The sequence below is a fragment of the Deltaproteobacteria bacterium genome (genome assembly GCA_016180845.1).
Lineage (GTDB): Bacteria > UBA10199 > UBA10199 > JACPAL01 > JACPAL01 > JACPAK01.
Genome location: JACPAK010000004.1, coordinates 125,196 through 145,212 on the forward strand (window position 1 = coordinate 125,196; position 20,017 = coordinate 145,212).

At 50.2% G+C, this 20,017-nt stretch carries 19 protein-coding genes; 5 read left to right on the top strand and 14 right to left on the bottom strand.

Annotated features, from left to right (window positions below):
- Positions 1-34 precede the first annotated feature (34 nt).
- Together cobA and hemC are read right to left on the bottom strand one after the other, a co-directional pair.
- Positions 35-1,567, bottom strand: coding sequence for a uroporphyrinogen-III C-methyltransferase (cobA, locus tag HYT76_07605; protein MBI2083422.1), 1,533 nt, complete (start codon positions 1,565-1,567; stop codon positions 35-37).
- Complete coding sequence (gene hemC / locus HYT76_07610; protein MBI2083423.1) at positions 1,564-2,502, bottom strand: hydroxymethylbilane synthase; 939 nt, start codon at positions 2,500-2,502, stop codon at positions 1,564-1,566. The genes cobA and hemC overlap by 4 nt, the downstream gene beginning before the upstream one ends.
- Before the next feature lie 135 nt (positions 2,503-2,637).
- Between hemC and HYT76_07615 the strand changes: the two genes are divergently transcribed.
- A complete protein-coding gene (locus HYT76_07615; GenBank protein ID MBI2083424.1) occupies positions 2,638-3,792 on the top strand; it encodes a class I SAM-dependent rRNA methyltransferase in 1,155 nt (384 codons plus the stop codon).
- Between the two features lie 25 nt (positions 3,793-3,817).
- Here the strand turns inward: HYT76_07615 and HYT76_07620 are convergent, their stop codons facing one another.
- The 6 genes from HYT76_07620 to thiL all read right to left on the bottom strand — a co-directional run bounded on the left by HYT76_07620 (position 3,818) and on the right by thiL (position 8,585).
- Positions 3,818-4,039, bottom strand: a complete 222-nt coding sequence (locus tag HYT76_07620; GenBank protein MBI2083425.1) for a DUF2283 domain-containing protein — start codon at positions 4,037-4,039, stop codon at positions 3,818-3,820.
- Between the two features lie 231 nt (positions 4,040-4,270).
- On the bottom strand, positions 4,271-4,720 hold the full coding sequence (locus HYT76_07625) for a DUF111 family protein (GenBank protein MBI2083426.1): 450 nt from the start codon (positions 4,718-4,720) through the stop codon (positions 4,271-4,273).
- Complete coding sequence (larB, locus tag HYT76_07630) at positions 4,717-5,466, bottom strand: nickel pincer cofactor biosynthesis protein LarB (protein ID MBI2083427.1); 750 nt, start codon at positions 5,464-5,466, stop codon at positions 4,717-4,719. The genes HYT76_07625 and larB overlap by 4 nt, the downstream gene beginning before the upstream one ends.
- The gene (locus HYT76_07635) at positions 5,467-6,711 is read right to left on the bottom strand and encodes an HlyC/CorC family transporter (protein MBI2083428.1); all 1,245 of its coding nucleotides are present in this window, start codon (positions 6,709-6,711) and stop codon (positions 5,467-5,469) included.
- Positions 6,712-7,680: an HlyC/CorC family transporter gene (locus tag HYT76_07640; protein MBI2083429.1), complete on the bottom strand. Its 969-nt coding sequence runs from the start codon at positions 7,678-7,680 to the stop codon at positions 6,712-6,714.
- A complete protein-coding gene (gene thiL / locus HYT76_07645) occupies positions 7,680-8,585 on the bottom strand; it encodes a thiamine-phosphate kinase (GenBank protein MBI2083430.1) in 906 nt (301 codons plus the stop codon). The genes HYT76_07640 and thiL overlap by 1 nt, the downstream gene beginning before the upstream one ends.
- 66 nt (positions 8,586-8,651) lie before the next feature.
- Here thiL and HYT76_07650 point away from each other — a divergent pair, with 66 nt between their 5' ends.
- Positions 8,652-10,730: a hypothetical protein gene (locus HYT76_07650; protein MBI2083431.1), complete on the top strand. Its 2,079-nt coding sequence runs from the start codon at positions 8,652-8,654 to the stop codon at positions 10,728-10,730.
- A gap of 3 nt (positions 10,731-10,733) precedes the next feature.
- On the opposite strand, the gene HYT76_07655 is transcribed toward HYT76_07650, so the two are convergent.
- Genes HYT76_07655 through HYT76_07665 form a run of 3 tightly spaced genes read right to left on the bottom strand, consistent with a single transcriptional unit; the run spans position 10,734 to position 14,172 of the window.
- On the bottom strand, positions 10,734-12,641 hold the full coding sequence (locus HYT76_07655) for a penicillin-binding protein activator (GenBank protein ID MBI2083432.1): 1,908 nt from the start codon (positions 12,639-12,641) through the stop codon (positions 10,734-10,736).
- Positions 12,638-13,162 carry a nucleotide exchange factor GrpE gene (locus HYT76_07660; protein ID MBI2083433.1) on the bottom strand — a complete coding sequence of 175 codons (525 nt, stop codon included), beginning with the start codon at positions 13,160-13,162 and terminating at the stop codon, positions 12,638-12,640. The genes HYT76_07655 and HYT76_07660 overlap by 4 nt, the downstream gene beginning before the upstream one ends.
- A 44-nt stretch (positions 13,163-13,206) precedes the next feature.
- Complete coding sequence (locus HYT76_07665; GenBank protein ID MBI2083434.1) at positions 13,207-14,172, bottom strand: hypothetical protein; 966 nt, start codon at positions 14,170-14,172, stop codon at positions 13,207-13,209.
- Positions 14,173-14,322: 150 nt separating this feature from the next.
- On the opposite strand from HYT76_07665, the gene HYT76_07670 reads away from it, so the two are divergent.
- A complete protein-coding gene (locus HYT76_07670; protein ID MBI2083435.1) occupies positions 14,323-14,916 on the top strand; it encodes a hypothetical protein in 594 nt (197 codons plus the stop codon).
- On the opposite strand, the gene hemW is transcribed toward HYT76_07670, so the two are convergent.
- Both hemW and HYT76_07680 read right to left on the bottom strand, forming a co-directional pair.
- On the bottom strand, positions 14,913-16,100 hold the full coding sequence (gene hemW / locus HYT76_07675) for a radical SAM family heme chaperone HemW (protein MBI2083436.1): 1,188 nt from the start codon (positions 16,098-16,100) through the stop codon (positions 14,913-14,915). The two genes, HYT76_07670 and hemW, sit on opposite strands and share 4 nt — an antisense overlap.
- Entirely contained in the window at positions 16,100-17,161 is a 1,062-nt protein-coding gene (locus HYT76_07680; GenBank protein MBI2083437.1) for an Lrp/AsnC family transcriptional regulator, read from the bottom strand. The genes hemW and HYT76_07680 overlap by 1 nt, the downstream gene beginning before the upstream one ends.
- Positions 17,162-17,248: 87 nt before the next feature.
- Here HYT76_07680 and HYT76_07685 point away from each other — a divergent pair, with 87 nt between their 5' ends.
- Entirely contained in the window at positions 17,249-18,151 is a 903-nt protein-coding gene (locus tag HYT76_07685) for a ParA family protein (GenBank protein ID MBI2083438.1), read from the top strand.
- Here HYT76_07685 and nadC read toward each other — a convergent pair.
- Positions 18,105-18,953, bottom strand: a complete 849-nt coding sequence (gene nadC, locus HYT76_07690) for a carboxylating nicotinate-nucleotide diphosphorylase (protein ID MBI2083439.1) — start codon at positions 18,951-18,953, stop codon at positions 18,105-18,107. The genes HYT76_07685 and nadC overlap by 47 nt on opposite strands.
- Positions 18,954-19,151: 198 nt before the next feature.
- On the opposite strand from nadC, the gene HYT76_07695 reads away from it, so the two are divergent.
- Positions 19,152-20,012, top strand: coding sequence for a hypothetical protein (locus tag HYT76_07695; protein MBI2083440.1), 861 nt, complete (start codon positions 19,152-19,154; stop codon positions 20,010-20,012).
- Positions 20,013-20,017: the final 5 nt, after the last annotated feature.

Below are 20,017 nucleotides of genomic sequence, written 5' to 3' on the forward strand. Positions count from 1 at the left end.
GGGGCAAAAACTGTTTTCTGGAGAAAACGGGGAGTTATTTAAAATACTCAAGAACCGCTTGGACCAATGCCGGAATCGTGTATTTTTTTGGCTGAAGGATCACGTTGAGACCATGGGACTTGGCGGTCTTTGTCGTAATCGGCCCAATCGAGGCAACTGGAATTTTACAAACGAGATCATGTAGGGGCGACCGGCCGGTTGCCCCTACACCAACCATTTTCATAAAATTTTCGACCGTCGAAGAGCTTGCAAATGTCATCAGATCGATTTCGCCCTTTTGAATCAATTCTTGCAATCGATCAGCCCCCCCTTTGGGCCGGATCGTCCGGTAGGCCTCAACGACATCCACCTTCGCCCCGACTCGCTTTAGTTCTTCAACCAAAATCTCACGCGCCTCTTTGGCTCGCGGGATCAAGATTCTCTTTCCTCTGATCCTTTTGGCAGCCAAGATACGCACAAGCCCCTCGGCGCGATATTCTTCGGCAATCGAGTCAACCCGAATCCCCTTCTCTCGTATCGCCTCAGCGGTTGCAGGACCGATCGCGGCGATCTGGATCCCCTTCAGATCCCGGAGATCCCTCCCCTTTTTCTGAAGCCGTTCAAAAAAATGGGAGACCCCATTCACACTCGTAAAAATAATCCAGTGATACTTCTTCAAAGAAGCCAGAGCATGATCTATCCCCCTCCAGCTGGCAGGAGGCTTGATTTCAATCGTCGGGATCTCGGAAACCGAGGCCCCATATTCCTCCAAGTGATGACTCAGTTCACTGGCCTGTTCCCGCGTCCGTGTCACGAGGATCCGTTTTCCAAAAAGCGGTTTGTTTTCAAACCAGTTGAGTTGCTCTCTTAAACGGACGACATCCCCAACAACAATAATCGAAGGCGGTTTTAAATCGGCCCTCCTGACCTCTTCGGCCACTGTTTTCAAGGTGGCTGTAACAACACGTTGGGCAGGATGTGTCCCCCACCGGATCACCGCAACCGGTGTCTCCGGCGCCCGGCCGGCCTCAATCAATCGTTCCGAAATCTGTTCGGCATTTCCAACTCCCATCAGAAAAACAACGGTGCCGATTTTGGAAAGCGCCTCCCACGGGACTTCTCCTCCACTCCCGGTCTCCTTCTCATGCCCCGTCACAAACGCCACTGTGGATGTATAATCCCGGTGAGTGACCGGTATTCCAGCATAGGCCGGCGCTGCAATCGCCGAGGTGATACCAGGAACAATCTCAAAAGGGATTTTCTTCCGAGCCAAAACCTCGGCCTCTTCACCACCACGCCCAAAAACGAATGGATCTCCCCCCTTCAGACGGACAACGACCTTCCCATGAACCGCCTCTTCCACAATCAGATCATTGATCTCGTCCTGTTCCAGGGCATGTTGATTCCCCTTTTTCCCGGCATAGATGAAGGCAGCATTGGAACTTGCATAGGAAAGGAGCTGCTCATTCACGAGATAATCATAGATGATAACATCCGCTTTCCGAATGAGCTCGACCGCCTTCAGGGTCACCAGTCCCGGATCGCCGGGGCCGGCACCCACTAAATAGACCTTCCCTTGTTTCTTCATTTTTTACTGTGTTCAGATGCTGTGCGTAGTATTTCCCGTGCCCCCTGGGAAAAGAGCGATTTGGCAAGTTGTTTTCCCAAATCTTCCGCCTCTCTAAAATTTCCCTCTACCCGATCGCGAATAAGATCCCTGCCATCGGGTGATGCGACCATTCCTGTCAGCTTCAGCGTCATTCCATGGATCTCGGCAAAGGCAGCCACAGGGGCGCGGCAATCACCACCGATCTCTCTCATATAACTTCTTTCCGCCCCGAGGCAATAAGAGGTTTCCATGTCATTCAAAAATTCAATCGTCTTTGAGACCTCGGTATCTCCAGCTCGGATTTCAAGGCCAATCGCCCCTTGTCCTACGCCGGGAAGCATGAGCGTCGTCGGGAGATACTCTGTAATCTTATCCTGATACCCAAGACGAGTCAGCCCAGCGGCAGCCAAAACAATCGCTGGTGGGTCTCCCTTCATCACCTTCCTCAAACGTGTGTCAACATTCCCTCGGAGGGAAACCACCTCGAGATCCGGTCGAAAATTCCTGAGTTGGGACTCCCGACGAAGCGAGCTGGTCCCGATCTTCGTCTTTTTAGGGAGTTGAAGGAGCGAAGCATATTTTTTTGAAATAAAAACATCCCTCGGATCCTCCCTCTTCAGAATGGCCCCTATCGCCATCCCTTCCACCATCACCGCGGGGACATCTTTCATGCTATGAACCCCAATATCAACCTTTCGCGCCAGGATCGCCTCTTCAATCTCCTTCAAAAATAAATACTTACCACCAAATTCCGGCAACGGTTTGTCTTTTAATTTATCACCAGAGGTCTGAATGACCTTGAGATCAACCTTAAGTCCCTCGTATTCCTTTTCGAGGAGGTCTTTGACAAAATTGGCCTGCCAAAGCGCCAGCTTGCTCCCTCGTGTCCCCAGGATCAGGCTTTTTTTGGAAATAGGCAGGCTTTTTGGTGACATAATGAGGTGAGCCCCCTTCACCAGAAAGGTAACACAATAGAGATGTAAGTCAAGGAAAGCACTTGTAAATTCTTGAATATCCACTATCTAGGAGTCCCTAATTAAGGATTCCCAATGACCGGTAAAGTCACAATCAACAGGCATGGAACCGACAGGGTCCTGAACGGCCATCCCTGGGTCTTCAGATCGGATATTACGGAGACAGAAAAGGCAGAGGCAGGAGAAATTGTTGAAATCCTCTCCTTCAAGAGGCGTTTTCTCGGATATGCCTTTTATAACCCCCTCTCTCAGATCACGCTTCGCGTCCTGACTAAAAGGCGCGAGAAGGTGGATCAGGAATTCTGGAGAAGAAGGTTTGTGAAGGCGATCGATCGTCGTCACTCCGATCCGAATGGTGCCTCACGTCTGATCTTCAGCGAATCGGATCAACTGCCGGGACTCATCGTCGATCGATATCGCGACGTCATCGTTTTTCAAACCCTGTCGTTTGGAATGGATCGATTGAAGGGATTCTGGATTGACCTGATCGAAGAGGGCCTCAAACCATCGGCAATCGTCGAGAGGAACGAACCTGCCGTCCGGGAGAAAGAAGGTCTCACGAAGGAGCGGGGGATCGTTCGTGGAGGTCTCTCAAGTCCTCTCATGATCGAAGAGGCGGGTCGATCACTCTTTGTGGATCCCCTCGAAGGACACAAGACCGGTCTTTACCTTGACCAGTCAGAAAACCATATCGCAGCGGCCCGGTATGCCTCGGGTCGTGTCCTGGATCTCTTTTGTTACCAAGGCGGCTTTTCGGTCCCTGTTTCCAAAAATGCCGATGAGGTTGTCGCGGTTGACAGTTCCGTTCCAGCCCTCCAGATGACCCGTCAAAATCTTGATCAAAACAGGATCCAGAACGTTCAGCTTGTTGAGGCCAATGCCTTTGACACCCTCCGCTCCTATGACGAGAGGAGAGAGAAATTTCAGACAGTCATCCTGGATCCGCCACCGTTTGTTGCCACAAAAGAAGTTTCCGGGGCACGACGAGGCTATAAAGAGATCAACCTCCGTGCGATGAAGATCCTCTCAGAGGGGGGCATCCTGATCACCTGTTCCTGCTCCCAAAATTTTACTCCGCAAATGTTCTATGACATGCTCCTCGAAGCGGCTCATGATACACATAGGGAACTTCAACTGCTGGAAAGAAGGGGGGCAGCTTCCGATCACCCCGTTCTCCTCACATTTCCAGAATCGAACTATCTTCAGTGTTGGGTGTTGAGGGTGATTTGAGGGACAGGTGGTGCGGGTGGAAACGCTATTGATTCACAGCCCGGATATTTTCAAGAATAACTTGAGGAGACTTCTTATTCCCAAAAAGATGCTTTGAGGCTGAAAGGATCTCGATTCCGACGATTCGACCGTCCGGCGCATAATTGACAATGACATCCTCTGAAAGTTCATGAGCCGTCACCTCAAATTTGCCTTCTTCTAAGCGAATGTACGCGGCATCAACCTCTGCATCATAAGACAATTTCATAAAACCTCCTAGAAATAATATGATAGCACCGTTACGACAACAATACCACCTTCATCTTCCTGAGCGATGATGGGGACAACTTGCTTCGTCTTATTGACGACAGTTATGAGCTGCAATACCCATGCCACCAACTATTGTTTTAAAAAATAACATTTCTCATATTTTTCAATTGATTAGAAAATTCCAGCGCAAAAGAAAGGGGCATATCTTTATCATTCTGATAAAGTTTTCTCATTTTGAGAATTCCGCCTGCGCAAGACCGTAGATCCTTTTTATCGGAATTTTTCTTTTTCTCGCCACCTCCAAACACGACTGATATTCGGGGGCGACATTCATGATTTTACCGTCAGGGCCTTTGCCAATTTTTACTCGAACATTTCCGTAGGGAGTTTTTACAGATCGAACCTCACGCTGGAGCTCGTAACGATCCACGGGATAGGATCGAATTCCAAGGGTTGTCGTCTCCTCAAAAATAATCTGAAGGGCCGAGGTCTGCTTTTTGGGTTCGATCAAAACCTGCAGGAGGACTGCCGGACGCGATTTTTTCATCGAGATCGGTATCAGTGTCACATCGAGGGCACCGAACTTAAAAAGCCTCTCCGAGACGAACTCAAACCACTCGGGGTTCATGTTGTCGAGGTTGGTTTCGAGGATGATCAGCTTTCGTTTTAGAAATTTCATACCCGATTCATCAAATGTGCCGCTACCGCCGCCCCAACCCCATTGTCGATATTCACCACCGTAATCCCCGGCACACAGGAGTTCAGCATCGAGAGAAGGGCCGAAATCCCCTGTAACCCTGTTCCATAACCGACCGATGTTGGCACCGCAATAACCGGCCTTCCGACAAGTCCGGCAACCACCGAAGGAAGAGCCCCTTCCATACCAGCGATAGCAATGATGACCGACGCCTCTCGAAGCCGCGGAACCTCTGCCAGCAACCGATGAAGCCCGGCGATCCCGACATCATAGATCGCCTCAACGGGGCTTCCGAGTAATCGAGCCGTACATCCTGCCTCTTCCGCAACCGGAAGGTCAGCGGTTCCTGCAGCCAGGACGACGATCTTCCCCTTTTTCTCTTCCCGATCCTTTTTCTTGCCCATAGCAAAGATCCGGGCCACCGAATAAAATTCGCCCTCCGGAAATTTTTTGGCTAACTCCCTCCCTTTCTCCTCATCAATGCGCGTCACAATCACGACATCGCTTCTCTCCCTCAGCCGTTCCACAATCTTCACGATCTGCCCAATCTCTTTCTTTTCACCAAAGACGATTTCAGGAACGCCAGTTCGGAGTTCACGATGATGATCCAACCGGGCAAAACCTAAGTCTTCATACGGCAAGTCTTTCAGGTTTAAAAATGCTTCGTCCGGAGAAAGTCTCCCAGCAGAAACATCCTCCAATATTTTTTTTATCTTGTCTGGTGTCACTTAAGTCTTTTCTTCGATTTCAATAATGATTTCATCAACACTGCGTGGGGTAGCCTCCTTCACCATGAAAGTCAATTGGCCGTAGTGAAGAATATCCCCCTTTTGAGGAATGCGACCAAACTGATCAATCATAAACCCAGCCAAGGTTTCACAACGATTTTTTGGAAGCCCCCAGAAAAAAGTCTCATTAATCTCATCCAAACGGGTTCTCCCTCGAAAAACATAGCGATAAGGAGAGACCTTGTTCCAATTTTTCTTGCCGTGATCATATTCATCCCGAATCTCTCCAACAACTTTTTCAAGAATATCCTCTGTAGTTACCACCCCTACAGCCCCACCGAACTCATCGACCACAACAGCAAAATTATTCCGCTCCTTCCGAAGGAGGAGGAAGAGATCTCTGACACTCGTCAATTCGGAAACATAAAGGGGGAGTTGCATCAGCTCGCTAACCGGCACTGTCAACTTGCGTGCCAAGAGGAGATCATAAACACTCACAACACCAACAACATTATGGGCACGGCGCTGAAAAATAGGGATTAAGGAACGATTTTCACCGGAGGCGAGATGCAGCGACTCCTTGACGCTCATCGTATCCCGCAAGGAGAAGAGATCGACCAGGGGGGTCATGATCTCGTGGACCTTTCTCTTCGGAAATGAAAGTGTACGCATCATCGTTTTCTTGAGATCCGGAGACAGTGCCTCGGAGATCTCCGCATCCTTCAGAAGAAGTTCGAGGGACTCCGAAGTGACTTGATGGCCAGCGAGTAGTGTCCCTTTAACCCCCCCCAGAAGCAGCATCGTCAGTTTTGAGAGAGCCCAAACAATCGGATAAAGAAGATACGAAAAGACCAAAATAAAAGGAGAAACGAGGGTTGCAAGTTTGTCCGCCCTTTGCTGAAAAATCGATTTGGGAACCGCCTCTCCAAAGATGAGAATGAGCGGGGCAAGCCCCAATCCGAGGAATTCATATTCATAACCAAAATGTTTAAAGATGAAAAATGTCACGAGGACAGAATTCCCGACGATAAAAAGATTCTGGCCAAGAAGCGTCGTCGAAAAAAACCACTCCGGCCGCCTGGCCAACCACAAGGCGATCTTCGCCCCTCGTTCGCCGCGAGCGGAACGATGGGTGAGTCGTAATTTGTCGCACGAGACAAGGGCAAGTTCTGCCCCGGAAAAAATAGCTTCCAGAACAAGGCAGAGGGCTGACCAAAGGGAAATCTGTATGATCTCTGAAGTCATCTAGGAAAATATCCTCCCCAAGAGGTCATCCATCGTCACAAGACCCACACAAAATCCTTCTTCATTTCGGACAATCCCCATGTGAACCCGTTTTTGTTTGAATTCCTCGAGAGCCGTGGAAAGCTTCTGCTGTGGTTTGATTTCAACAAAAGGTTTCAGGAGCGACGGAATTGAAATTTCATCCGCTGCCGATAATCGAAGCCGAATCAATTCCTTTACGTGAAGAATCCCGATCCAATGGTCGATATTTTCTCTGTAAACAGGGATCCTGGAATACCGATGATTTCGAAGAATTTCGAAAACCTGTTTCAAGGAAAAACTTTCCGGGATCGCAACAATCTCCTGCCGTGGCGTCATGATCTGGGCCACGGTCATTGAGGAGAAATCGAGCATATTCTTGATCAGGGTGCCTTCGAGGTCAGCCAGCGTCCCCTCTTTCTGACCCATCTCAAGAAGCGTCTGAAATTCCTCTTCAACAATTAACCGCCGTTGAGGATCGGCCCCAAAAAGACCGACAAGACGATCCGTGATGTAAGTCAGCACAACCCGAAACGGAGTCACAAGCCAGGCGAAGAAATTATAAGGAAAGATCAAAAATTGGGAAACAATGACCCGGCTTCGAATCGCCACATTTTTGGGAATAATCTCTCCAAAAACAAGGACCATAAATGTGGTCACAACGATCGCAACGACATAAACAATCCGGATATCGTAACCTCGAAAGAGTTCTAAAAAAATCCCCCCTCCGAGGATGGAAATCGCGACGTTCACAAGTTCATTTCCTAAAAGAACGGTGGTCAGCAACTCACGAGGTTTTTCCAAAATCTTTCCGATGAATGGAGAAAGCCCGGTCCCGGACTGCAATCGATGTTTTTCAAGTGGGGATAAGGAAAAAAGGGCGGTTTCGAAGCTGGAGAACGAGGCCGAGAGCCCCAGGAGGGCTAAAATGATGATAAAGGTGGTTAACATTAAAAATGAAGGAAGCCGGTTTTTTTCGGCCAGCGATTTTTTTGCCCGTTCGGATCGATCATCCGGCGACCTTCCTTTAAGGGGAGTATTGTACCAATGAGGGTGGCCGGGACTCCATGAATTTTCTTGGGAACCTTGACGCGTGGCGGCACAGTAAAGAGGAGCTCATAATCTTCTCCACCGGAACATCTTAATTTTAAAGGTGATTTCCCTGGAATGCGGTTGGCCTCAATCACGGCACCAACCCGGCTCTCCTCCAAGATATGTCCCAGATCCCCCAGTAAACCATCGCTCACGTCGATACAGGCGGTGGCAATCTTTCTTCTTAAAAGAAATTGTCCAATCGCGAGTCGGAGTGGCGGTTCATGATGCCGTCGCCTTGAAAGTGCTAGGGCGGCGTCTCCCAATCGGCCGGTTACATAAATACGATCCCCGGAATGGGCACCCGATCGGGTCAGCCCCCTTCCCTTTTCCACCTCACCCAGGAGGGTGATATTGAGAATCAGTTTTTCAGACCGGTTCGTGTCCCCTCCGACTATCATGACACCGGTCTTTTTGGCGATCTCCTGAACCCCTCGAAAAAGTTCCTCCGCATCTTTCACCGAGAGACGAACTGGCAATCCGACCGAAATAACCGCAAATCGTGGCACTCCCCCCATCGCAGCGATGTCCGAGATGTTCACGAGCATCCCCTTCCGTCCGATCTGTCGCATCGATAACCAGCCAGTCCGGAAGTGATGTCCTTCAATTAGCATGTCAGTCGTGATCAGGAGGTCTTTTGTCTTTGAGAATGGAATAATTGCACAATCGTCCCCGACCCCGAGCCGCAAATATCGGTTCTTCTTTGGAATCCTCGCCGTCAGTCTCTTGATTAACCCAAATTCACCGAGTGATTTGAGATTCATCTGGTGAGGATAACCAACCCCATAAATTCCGCAACCTTTTCAAGAAGATGACGAAAACCAATCCGTATGGCCGTTATTCAGTCCCAAAACGACGAACCGCTGCTAACCAGAATCGGAAGGCTCTGGGATCAGCTCATGGGAACCACTCCTCAACAGGAAGTAGCTACTGAGTCTCAATCAGGCACCGTTGGGTCGGGTGATTCGTACCAAAAACCGACTCCCAAAGAAAGCTCTGGGGTTCTTCAAGCCTCAGTTGGCCTCACCCTGGTGGTTGCCGCTGCGCTCACGATAAAACTGAGACCCTCCCATAACCTGAACAGGCTTGTCCGGTCCCTTGAAAGAGACATCCTTCTGTTCGTCACCGAAAGGGCATCTCCTCCGAACCTAGGCAGGGCAGAAAGAGAGGCACTTCGACTCCATTTAGACAACCTCCTCATGCAACTCTCTCAGACTGAAAATGATCTGCCGATTGCCAGACAATTTGTTCGACAAAGGGGCAAAGAGATTCTCTTTTCAGGAATCCTCCCAAATTTCCGATTGGCAGGACGAATCCGAAGGGGCCCTGAAGGGAATACCCTCCTGACCCTGCTCGTCGAGGCGCCTGAGAATACCATGCATCCGAACCCTCGTCTGCGACGGATGGTCATCGATATCCCTGTAGAAAAACGAAAGGGAGTTTGGGGACATATCATTGATCTCCCGAGAAAGAATCAAAGTTGCAGTCGTACCTTTATAGATGATGACATCCAGCTTCCGCTCCGTGGAAGTTCCGCGATCCGTCGATCCCACCTTGGGTTGGCCGAAGGAGAAGATCCGATGCTGACCTTGTCAGCAGAGAAGGGGTTTCGATTTGTTGCCTTCGATAAAGAAGGGCTCGAGAGATGGAGCCCTCTGCTGGCCGAAGCGACATGGCCTACCGGATTAAAAGGGGTCGGTCATTTTCCACAACCGGTTTATTATTCGAATCAACTCAGTTGTATTCCGGGTGGCATTAGGGTTTCGCCTGCTAGCGCTGCAGAGGCGGAGTTCTTTTTCCCGGTTGCCTCAACAACCCCAACCCCTTGGGCAACAAATAGAGAAGTCGTGGAGTGTGGAGCTCTATACCAATTCAACCGGCATGGAAGGCTTCAAGGAATAGCGCTCGTAGAAAGAAACGCCGCTGGTGAAATAAAAACTCTCCTGGGAGCCGAGTATGTCGGTGCTGAACTAAGACTAGACCTTCCTCTCGGTCAAACACACCCCTCCCCTGTGATCGGGTTGGGCGAGTTGGAAGCGTTGGTGTCCCCTCATCTCGGACCGTTTCTACCAGTGAGTTCGGATGGGCTTCTTCCCCATATCCGTCGGCGTTTGAGAGAGCTCCTTCTCCCAGCACTCCAGAGAGAAGAGACAACACTCCCAGTTGGATTTAGCGTCGTCATCCCCTCGACTCGAATGCGCCCTACAGAAATGGGCGTCTTGAACATAAGCGGCTCCTATCAGCAACGTGAAGGCCAATGGCACCTTGACATCGCTATCGAAAGATTGATCCAGCCTCACCCCGGTGAACCGATTCAATCAACGTCCGCTTCCATGAGTGTCTCTATCAGGAGAGTTAGCGGTCATCTGAGCCTGAACGACCTGATAGAAAATCGACCCGCTCCCCAACAATTTGAAGATCCACTAAGACTTCTGACTTCAGGCTATCTCCTGGAGGCAGGAGGAAGAGAACGGGTCGTCTTCCGTCGATCTCTTTTTGGCAGTAGGGCAACCGAGCTCCACAGGTTTTACACAGCCACCGGCCTCACCCCCCGCTTCAGCGAGGATCTTTTCTTGCGATGGGGAGAGGCGATTGATACCTCACCGGTCAGGGCATTCGTCATGGACGAGGGGAGGCGTTTGCCAAACGTCGTCCAGACAACTGATGAGATGGCGGGAATCCTTAGGACCGCTGGATTCCCTTACGATCGTTATGCTTCAACACCTCTTGCAGACGGAAGCCGGCATACCTTTCAGCTCGCGACGGTTGATCCCCTTCCCTGGGCAACGAGTCGAGACCCGATCAGACTGCAGTTGATTTATGAATTTGATGCCCAAGGGCGTTTCAGAAGCCTCTCGCTCGCTGAGGCCAAAGGAAACCAACTCACACCAGGACTGGTTCTCTCTTAAAAATCATCTCAACTCCTGAATCGTCCCCTCTTTCACCGTCAGCACAAACAACCTCCTCCTCGCATCGCCGACCCGATCAAACGAGATATTTCCGGTAACTCCAGGAAAATTTTTCAGATCGGCAAGCTCATCTTGGAGGTCAAAACGGGAAACATCCGGTCGTCTCTTTAAGATATCGATCAGGAAACGCATCGTGTCGTAACCATACGCCTCGAGCAGGGTCGGTTCGATCCCATAGGCCGCCTGAAACGAGGCAACAAAATCCTTCGCCACAAACTCACCCGAATCAGGAAAAAAACCATCCACAAACGTCATCTCGGTAAAACCCCCTGTGCTGACCTGCGCCAAGTCAGGGTGGTTCCAACCGGCTCCTCCCAAGAGGGCAAAACCGGTCATATTGAGAAACTGAAGCGAGCCGATCAGATCGGGAACCCTGCGAAAGGTATCCGGGAAGAAGAGCGCCTCAAAAGAAACCTGGTTCGAATCCACGGCATAACTTTCGCGAGAATTTTTCAGGGCCCGAAGGGGATTCAGAAGGTTGTCCGAGGTCGGTGTATAGGCCTCTTTTCCGACTAATTCACCCCCGCACTCCTTCACCTGCTCTTCGAACTGTTTCAAGTACTCTTCGCCCACCTGATTTTTGGCGTAAAGGATCGCAAACTTTTTGAGTCCTTTTTTGTTACAGGCATAGTCAACAAGCGTCGCCACCTGATCCGCAACAGTTAAAAAATTCCGGAAGATGAAATCCCCCTTTGCCGGAAGATCCATGCTCTGGGACAACGCAATCGTCGGGATCTGCAGTGATTCGACAACCGGTGCAAGCTGCTCTGATTCCGCCTGAGACATCGGGCCGATCAAACCGATGATCTCCGGATCTGCCGCAAGTTCTTGGGCGATCTCGATCGCCTTCTTGGGATCCCCTTCGCTATCTCGAACCTCGAGAACCACCTCCGTCTCACTCCGACAAGGGGCATAGACCCCTGCCGCACACTCGATCCCATGAAGGGCAGACTCTCCATAGACTGAATATTTTCCCGAAAGTGGAACTAGGACACCGATACGTGTATGGACACCGGTCTCTCTCTTCCCTAACTCCGCCAAGAGCTTCTGGGCCACTCGCACATATTCATGCTTCGGATATCTTTCGAGATACGATTGGGCGGAATGGGCAGCCGATTCATAGTCCCCTCTCTCGTGAGAGACCTTCGCCAATTTCCAAAGCGGATAACCACCAACACCCCTCTCCTGAAAATGCTTCTCGGTTCTCTTGACTTCCCGGATATCGGTCCCCTTCGCATCGACCCATCCCCTCACCGCCTGGATCGCCTGGGGTTGATCAATGACCCACGCAAGCTCACCGATCTGCCATTCCGAAGGAGACAGGAGCGAATACCCCTCCACCAATTCGAGATGACCTTTGATCTCTTCAAAACTATCCTTTTTCTGTCTCGCCGCCTTCACGCGAAGTGACCCTGCCTTCACCCAAAGCTCCGCCTCGGTATCCTTCGGCAAGCGATCGAGCATCGCAAATGTCTCATTGTAATTTCCAAGCCGGTAGTGACAGATCGCCAATTGATAAATCGATTTTGTCCCCCACTCCGGGAATATCCCCCTCTTCAGAGATTCCCGATAGTGAGGAACCGCCTGACTCCACTCCTCCCGCAACAGATGAAGCTCGCCAAGGCGGTAGTGGGCCTTCGGCGTGTAATAATTATACGGCGTGGTCTTGATAAAATTTTGGTAGGCTTGGGCCGCTTCGTCCCGTCTCTTGTCAAAAAGAATCTGTTCCGCCTTCTGAAAGGACTGTTCAATTTCGGGGGTCTTAAGAAGACGCGTGTAGGTCGGCTGCTTCTGCATCGACGCACAGCCGACGAATAAAAAGAGGACAATGATTTGAGAAAGAAATTTCAATGATTCTTTTCTTTGGAGACAACAACACGTGCCGGCCTCAAGAGCCGACCATTAAAAAGATACCCCTTCTGATGTTCCTGGATGACCTTCCCCCCTTCCCCGTCCACAACCTCCTCATGAATCGCCTCATGAAAATTGGGATCAAATTTTTGCCCAATAGCAGAAAGTTCAGAGACACCAAATTTTTCCATAAACTGTTGCATCTGTTTCAGTGTCAATTCCACACCATCATGCAACGTTTTGATATTGGTCGCCCCCTTCGCATGATCGAGGGCAAGCTCCAGATGGTCTTTCACATCAAGGAGTTCACGCAGCAACCGCTCACTCATAAATTGAACAAACTCGTCTCTCTCCTTCACCGCCCGTTTCTTGTAGTTATCCAGATCGGCCCGGGCCAAGAGATAACTCCCCTTCATCTCCTGAAGACTCTTCTCGAGTTCCTTGATCCTTCCCTCAAGGTTGGAGATCTTCTGATCCGCAGCGGTTGGTGGCATCACAGGATTCGCAGGTGGTTTTTGCATAGGGCTGAAATTTAAGCAGGAATGTTGAGAAGGTCAAGATCAGTTCATAAGAGAAATCCGTGGATGATTAGGACCCGCGGATCGGGGATGATATCAGGCCTTGCCATAGTGGTTGCCACCCAGACAGCAAACCCTCCTCCATTCGGAAAGAACTTGTCGCGAAAGAGGTTGATGTTGGCCGGCTCGTTGTCGATGCAGGCGACCACATTCCCTAATGGTCTCACCTTTTCTATCGCCCATTCCTTAAAGGCAACATCGGACCGATGTGCCAGCCTGATGATCTCATCTGGCGGCATTCCAGAATCACGATGCGGATCGAATTCGGGCGTCTTCAACATCAGAGTCACCTTTCCCTGATCCGGTGTTGGGAAGTGATGCCGTCGGAGAGATTGGACTGTTCCCTCAAGCATCCTCGCCTCAGAGCGCCCGGACATGTAGACAATATGCGCCCCTGCCTCATGGAGCTGGCGAACATATTCGGCGGCACCAGGGAGAGGGAGGTCATGGGCAATATAGGAATTTGTGAAAAAACGACTCCGCCAAAACTCTTCGATCTCATGCTCATGCCTCGCAAACCAAGTAGGATCGAGCCCCAGATTATCGACCAGGACTTTTGATTTATTCCAGCTGGTCAAATGCTCCGGCCCGATCAACTCCATGAGAGGAACCTTATGTCTCCTCCCATACTCCCTGAAAATCGCAACGTGGCGCCAAAGCATCGCGAAGAGGGTATCATCGAGATCAATCACAACAACCGGTCGTTCGGTGGTTCGAACAGCTTTCAGAATACGTGTCAGGATAATCGTCTGCTCCGGGGATCGCTCATGAGTCCTCCAGATCGGCCTCCCGACAAGTCGCAAGGCCCTCGCCGCAAAACTGTCGAAAAGAGGATGGGCGATCCTCTCGACCCTTGCCAACTCTGAAGAATCAAAGACCCGTACCGCCGCCGCCTCTGCCACCTCAATAACCCTTGAGGCTGATCTCGCCGCCGCCGCGATAACCTCAGGCATCCTGTCAGGATGGGAAAGAAACGGGTGTAAGGTCTTTAGAAGTAAGGGTCGCACACCCGTACTCTCGTGGGGGAGTTAAAAAGGTTGTCAGTTAGTGAAAAAAGACAGGAACTTTCTCAGGAAAGAACCGATAACTATTAAGGATATCTTATGAACTTTGTTGGCACTCTTTCATATCTGTTTGGTATCGTTGATTGGAATACCGCCTTAAGGTTTGCACGTGTGGCCGATCAACTGATGCTCGAGATACAAAGAGACTTCCGTGGTATTGCCGAAGCACTCAAAACGAGTATCAGAGATTCTACACCCTTCACCCCTCAGATCTCTCTGGGAAAGATCACAATGAGGGAACGATTATTATTTGGATTGTTTAGAACCGGAAATATCTTTTTAAACACTCATAGCAATTGTGGTCCAATGGGACGAGACATCGGAGATGAATTTCAAGGTATGGAGGGGAGAGCCTTAGGAATACAAGGAAGCATAAATTTGAAAGAAATTGGCTCGTCTGTGGGAACAGTTGCCACTCAAGAAATGATGGGGAGTGCTAATGCCCTTGTCGCCGGAGCGAATAGCATTGAGCAGGAAAGACAGGTCTTAAATAAAGTGATCAATACTGTGAAAAGGACGAGAAGAGAGATCGTCATAAGAAATAACCTTTATATCGGCGCCTTTCTTTTGTTTACAGCTTGTCTGATTAGAATGATGACAATGCCTATTACCGAAGAAAATTCCGAGCCTTAAAATCTCTGCAAAATCTCATTAGCCACAGGAAGCCCCCTCGTCGTTAGTCGCACCCTTTGATCTCTCTTTTCAATCCATTCCCCTTGAGATAAAAAAGAAAGCTGATCGGGAAATGTTTCTTCCAGAGATTGTCCAAAGAGTTCCGAAAATCTTTTTAAAGATACCCCCTCCATTTTTCGAAAACCCATCATCAAGAATTCACGCATTGCGGTCTGAAGCGGGATCACTTCCGTCTCCTGTTCCCACTGACCAGCAAGATATTTTTTCAAGTCACGAACATTTTGGTGGCGAAGACCAAATCCCCCCTTCCCCCCTTTGCTAAAGGGGGGTATTTCAGAAACTCCCCACTTTGAAAAAGGGGGGCCGGGGGGGATTCTTATAAACGACACCGCCCCCGCCCCAAAACCGATAAACTCCCCATAATCCCAATAATTCAGATTATGCCGGCACTCAAACCCTCGCCTTGAGAAATTAGAGATCTCATACCGATGAAAACCTTCCAGCTCACCCACCCTCTCAAACATCCGACACTGTTCTTCTTCACTTGGAAGCGATAGGAGGCCCGACCGATACATCTTTTCAAACGGGGTCTCCTGTTCAATCGTCAGATTGTAAAGTGAAAGATGATCAGTCTCCAGGGAGAGCGCCTGACTCAAATCCAACTCAAAATCCTCGAGCGTCTCTCCCGGAAGGGAATAGATCAGGTCGATGCTCATATTGTGAAACCCAGCCTCACGTGCCTCATGAACTGTCTTCTTCGCCTCTTCCCCCGAGTGAATCCGCCCCATCACCTTCAGAAATTTGTCTTGAAATGATTGAACACCGACGGAGAGGCGGTTAACGCCCAACGAACGAAAATCTCTTAAGCGCTCCAGAGAAACTGTCTTCGGATTCGCCTCAAGGGTGACTTCGGTCGAGGCATCCCATGAAAAATGTTGATGCAATGCCTCGAAAATCGATCCCAGATATTTTGGGTGCAGAAGTGAAGGGGTCCCTCCTCCAAGAAAAATCGAGTGGATCGGCTCTCTGGAGAACTCTCGGGCTCGTTCGTGAATTTCAGCGATGAGCTGATGGGTATACTCCTTCTGGAGATCAAACTCCTCATGCCCGCGCGGAACCGAAAAAAAATCACAATAGCCGCACTTCACCTCACAAAACGGGATGTGAATGTAGAGACTTTTCATTAATAGATTTCGGCGTAACTCGCGACGGTCCTCAAGACAGGATGTGCCGAGGGAGGCAGGGAGTGCTCCGCGTACCATTCATCAAACGCCTCACAGAAATAATCGATCCGGTCTTTCTTGTATTCCACTGTACTGTAGAGGATCAGGTACTCCTTGATCCCGCTCGCCTCTGAGATCTCCTGGATGATCCGTTCGCAATCCTCCTGCTTCATTCCATGCACCATGGTGTAGAGGGAGTAGTCCCACTCGGGATAAGTCGGTCTCTGATAACAATGAGAAACCCCGCGGTAAGAGCCCATCTTCCACCCAAGCTCCTCGATCTTCTCTGCCGGCACCTTCCAAACCCCCATGCCATTGAAGGCAAAGCCGGCCTTTCGATGATGGAGGACACCGGCGAAGCGGCGCATGATCCCTTCATCGGTCATCCGCTTCATCAACTCGAAAACTTCCCCTTCTGAAATCCCGATCTGTCGGGCAGCCGGCTCAAAGGGATGTGAGATGAGTTGAAGATCTTGTTGGAGCGCCTTCACGATCTCCCGCTCCTCAGTTGAAAGCGTCCGACGTACTCGCTTGAATTCCTGGCGCCCTTCCTGTTCCAGACCGTCTGACTTCCCGGTCACATCGAGCCTTACCCCAATCTTGAATAACTTAAGTGTGGGAAGGATAAGAGTCGTCTCAGCCTCCGCCTCGCAGGCCATGATCCGAACCGTTTCATTCAAATCCCTTCCCGGCGGGACCGCAACGGTGAACCAGAGGTTGAAGTGATTTTCGCGCTTGTAATTATGACTGACCCCCGGGAAGGCATTAATCATCCGCGCCCCTGCCGATAGCTTCTCTGACGGTATCCTCATCGCGACAAGGGAGCTGGTGTAGCCCAAATTTCTGGTGTCGAAGATGGCGCTGATCTGGCGGATCACATTCTCCTTACGAAGCTGCGCCAGTCGGGCAATGATCTCCTCCTCCGTCGTCTTGAGCTGTTCGGCCAGACGCAGATAAGGGCGCAAATCTAATGGGAAATCGAACTGGATCTTGGTCAGGAGTTTTTTATCTAAGTCATCCACAATAGAGACTCCCTATCTTTCCGATCAAAACAAGTCAATTGACGAAAAAACTTGAAAAGCAGGGGCGAAGATATAGTAAAGGGCCGTATGTCTCTCGCTGAAAAGTTGAAAGACCTCCTCACCGTCGAGAAATCTCATTATGACAAAGGGACCTTGAAGGCGAAGGTGATCTCGATCTGTAGTCAAAAAGGGGGGGTCGGCAAGACGACAACGACCGTCAATCTGGGAAGTGGCTTAACCCTCTTCCACAACAAAAAAGTCCTCTTGATCGACCTCGATGCCCAAGGACATGTCGAGAAATCGCTCGGCGAATTGATCGACGAAAGCGCTGAATACACCCCCCTCTCACAGATCCTTGCCTCCAAGCATGGTGAACTGCTTGACGGGATCGTCAAAACCAAGATCGATAACCTCGATATCACCCCCGGAGACCGTGAACTTACTAGCTCGGAAGCGGTCATCAGTCAGCGCATCGGCCGGGAATTTATCCTGAAACAAAGCCTGGAGGTGGCTCGTACGCTGTATGATTATATTGTTATCGACTGCCCGCCCGCCCTTGGAAATTTGACACTGAATGCCCTCTGCGCCTCTGATTATGTGATTCTGCCGTGTGAAATGAGCGCCCTCGCCTTCGAAGGGGTGAACGGCTTGATCGAGATGCTCGAGGAAATTAAGGAACGACTGAATCAGAAGCTAAAACTCCTCGGTGTCCTCTTTACACGGGTTGATCACCGCAATGTCACGATGAATGAGTTGATCGTTCAAAACATGAAGAAGTTCGTCAATGGCCAACTTTTAAAGACCTCGATCGCCGTCAATACGGCAATCAATAAGGCCCAGTTGAATGGGGTCCCGATCTTCCAGTATGCCTCCTCATCGACGGGAGCTGAAAATTACCAGGCGCTCGCTGTGGAAATTTTGAAGAGGATGAGGGGAACAAGCGTCAATCGATCTCAAGAGAAAAATCGACCGCTCGCGCAGAGTGCGTAAGAGCCCCGATTGAAATAGAGTCTACACCGGTCTTTGCGTAATCCATGACATTCTCGAGGGTGATACCGCCTGACGCTTCCAGTAGGGGCGACCGGCTGGTAGCCCTTACATGTCTCCGGACGGTTTGTACAATTTTTCTCAATTCCTTTGGCGAAAAATTGTCGAGGAGTAAAATATCCGCTCCCGCCGCAATCGCCTCCTCGATCTGTCCTTCTGATTGAATCTCAATTTCAATCGGCACCTTGTTTGGATTTTTTTCCTTGGCCTTTCGAATCGCCTCCGAAATCGAAACCGCTTGCAGGTGATTGTCCTTGATCAAAAACCGGTCATAGAGACCCAAGCGATGATTCTTTCCACCCCCCATCCGAACCGCATGTTTTTCCAACGCCCGCATGCCGGGTGTCGTCTTCCGTGTATCGAGAATCTGAACCGGAATTTTTTTGACCTTTTCAACAAATTGGTGCGTGAGCGTCGCGATCCCGGAGAGGTGCTGCAGGAAGTTCAGAGCGACCCGCTCGCCTTTCAGAAGGCTCGTGAGTCGCCCTTTGATTTCGGCAACCTTTTGTCCTTTTTTGACAAACGCGCCATCTTCGAAATACCGTTGCCAAGCAAGATGGTGATCGACTGTTAGAAAAACCCGCCTCGCGATCTCCAGTCCGGCAATGACGAGATCTTGTTTCGCTAGAATAACAGCCGTCTTTTCAATTGGTTCTTGACCAAAAATCGCCTCAGTCGTGATATCACCAGTCCCGATATCCTCCTGAAGCGCAATCTCGATCAACATTTGAATCTGGTCGGGCATAAATTAAGCAATTTCAATTACTTATAAAAGCCCCGACAATTTACTCACTTAATTGAGTAAATCAAATGCCAAAATTTTCCCGCATTTTTTGTGTCGAAGCAACTCAAGCAACCCTCTCACCCGATATTTAACTCGTAAGGGTAATCTTTCCTGTGATCCTTGGGGGAGTCGCGGTGTTAAGACCCTAAAGGAGGTCTTATGAGCGGCGTCAATTCCCCAGGTGGAGTTCCACGAATCAAGGCAGTTGGAGTAGAACCAAGGCCCCATGAAAAACAGCGGGCTCGCCATAAAGAAGCGGCAGATCCATCAACGCCCCCTCAAATCGAGGTTCAGGATGAAGGGTTTAAAGGGGTCCTACAGACCGATGACAAGGTAACGATCAGACAGGGGGGCGCTACCAGCACGATGACGGTGGCAGATTATGTCGCCAAAGATCACTTCGGAAAGGGAACGACCCCGGAACAGAGACTTGCCGAACTCGCAACGACTGGAAGCGGGTTTTCCGTTGCCTGGTCGCTTCGTCGTTTTGCCGGCAAGCCATCTCCATCCCCCATCGTCGTCAAAAACCTGAGCGATAGTGGGCAGAAAGAAGTCATCGATTTAGATGCCGATAAGGTAAACATCGAACAAGGAGACCAGACTTATCAGGTTCCGGTCCGGGAATACCTGACTTCTGCAACCTTTGATAGTCATGGTCATCCCAGCGAGCGGCTCGCCAAGTTGACTCAACTCGGGAAGGGATTCGCGGTGAACGAACGGGTCAGGGCCTTTATCGACAAAACCTACTCGGAGGACGAAGGGCCGATCGTGGGCCTCAAAGAGGAGGGACATCCGGGCATCCTGCAGCCGTCGGATCGTGTCGTTGTGAACAACGGTGATAGTACCCGCGAGATGACAGTTGAAGAGTATCTAAGGTCTGATGAATTCGCCCATCATGGTTTGCCCTCGGACCGTCTCTGGAGGATTGCGAATCGGGACGGAGGGTATGCGATCTCGGAACCTCTTAGCAGCCTGATGAGACAGATGGATCAGGAGGCAGCTTCGAAAAGGAAGCCTTAAAATAA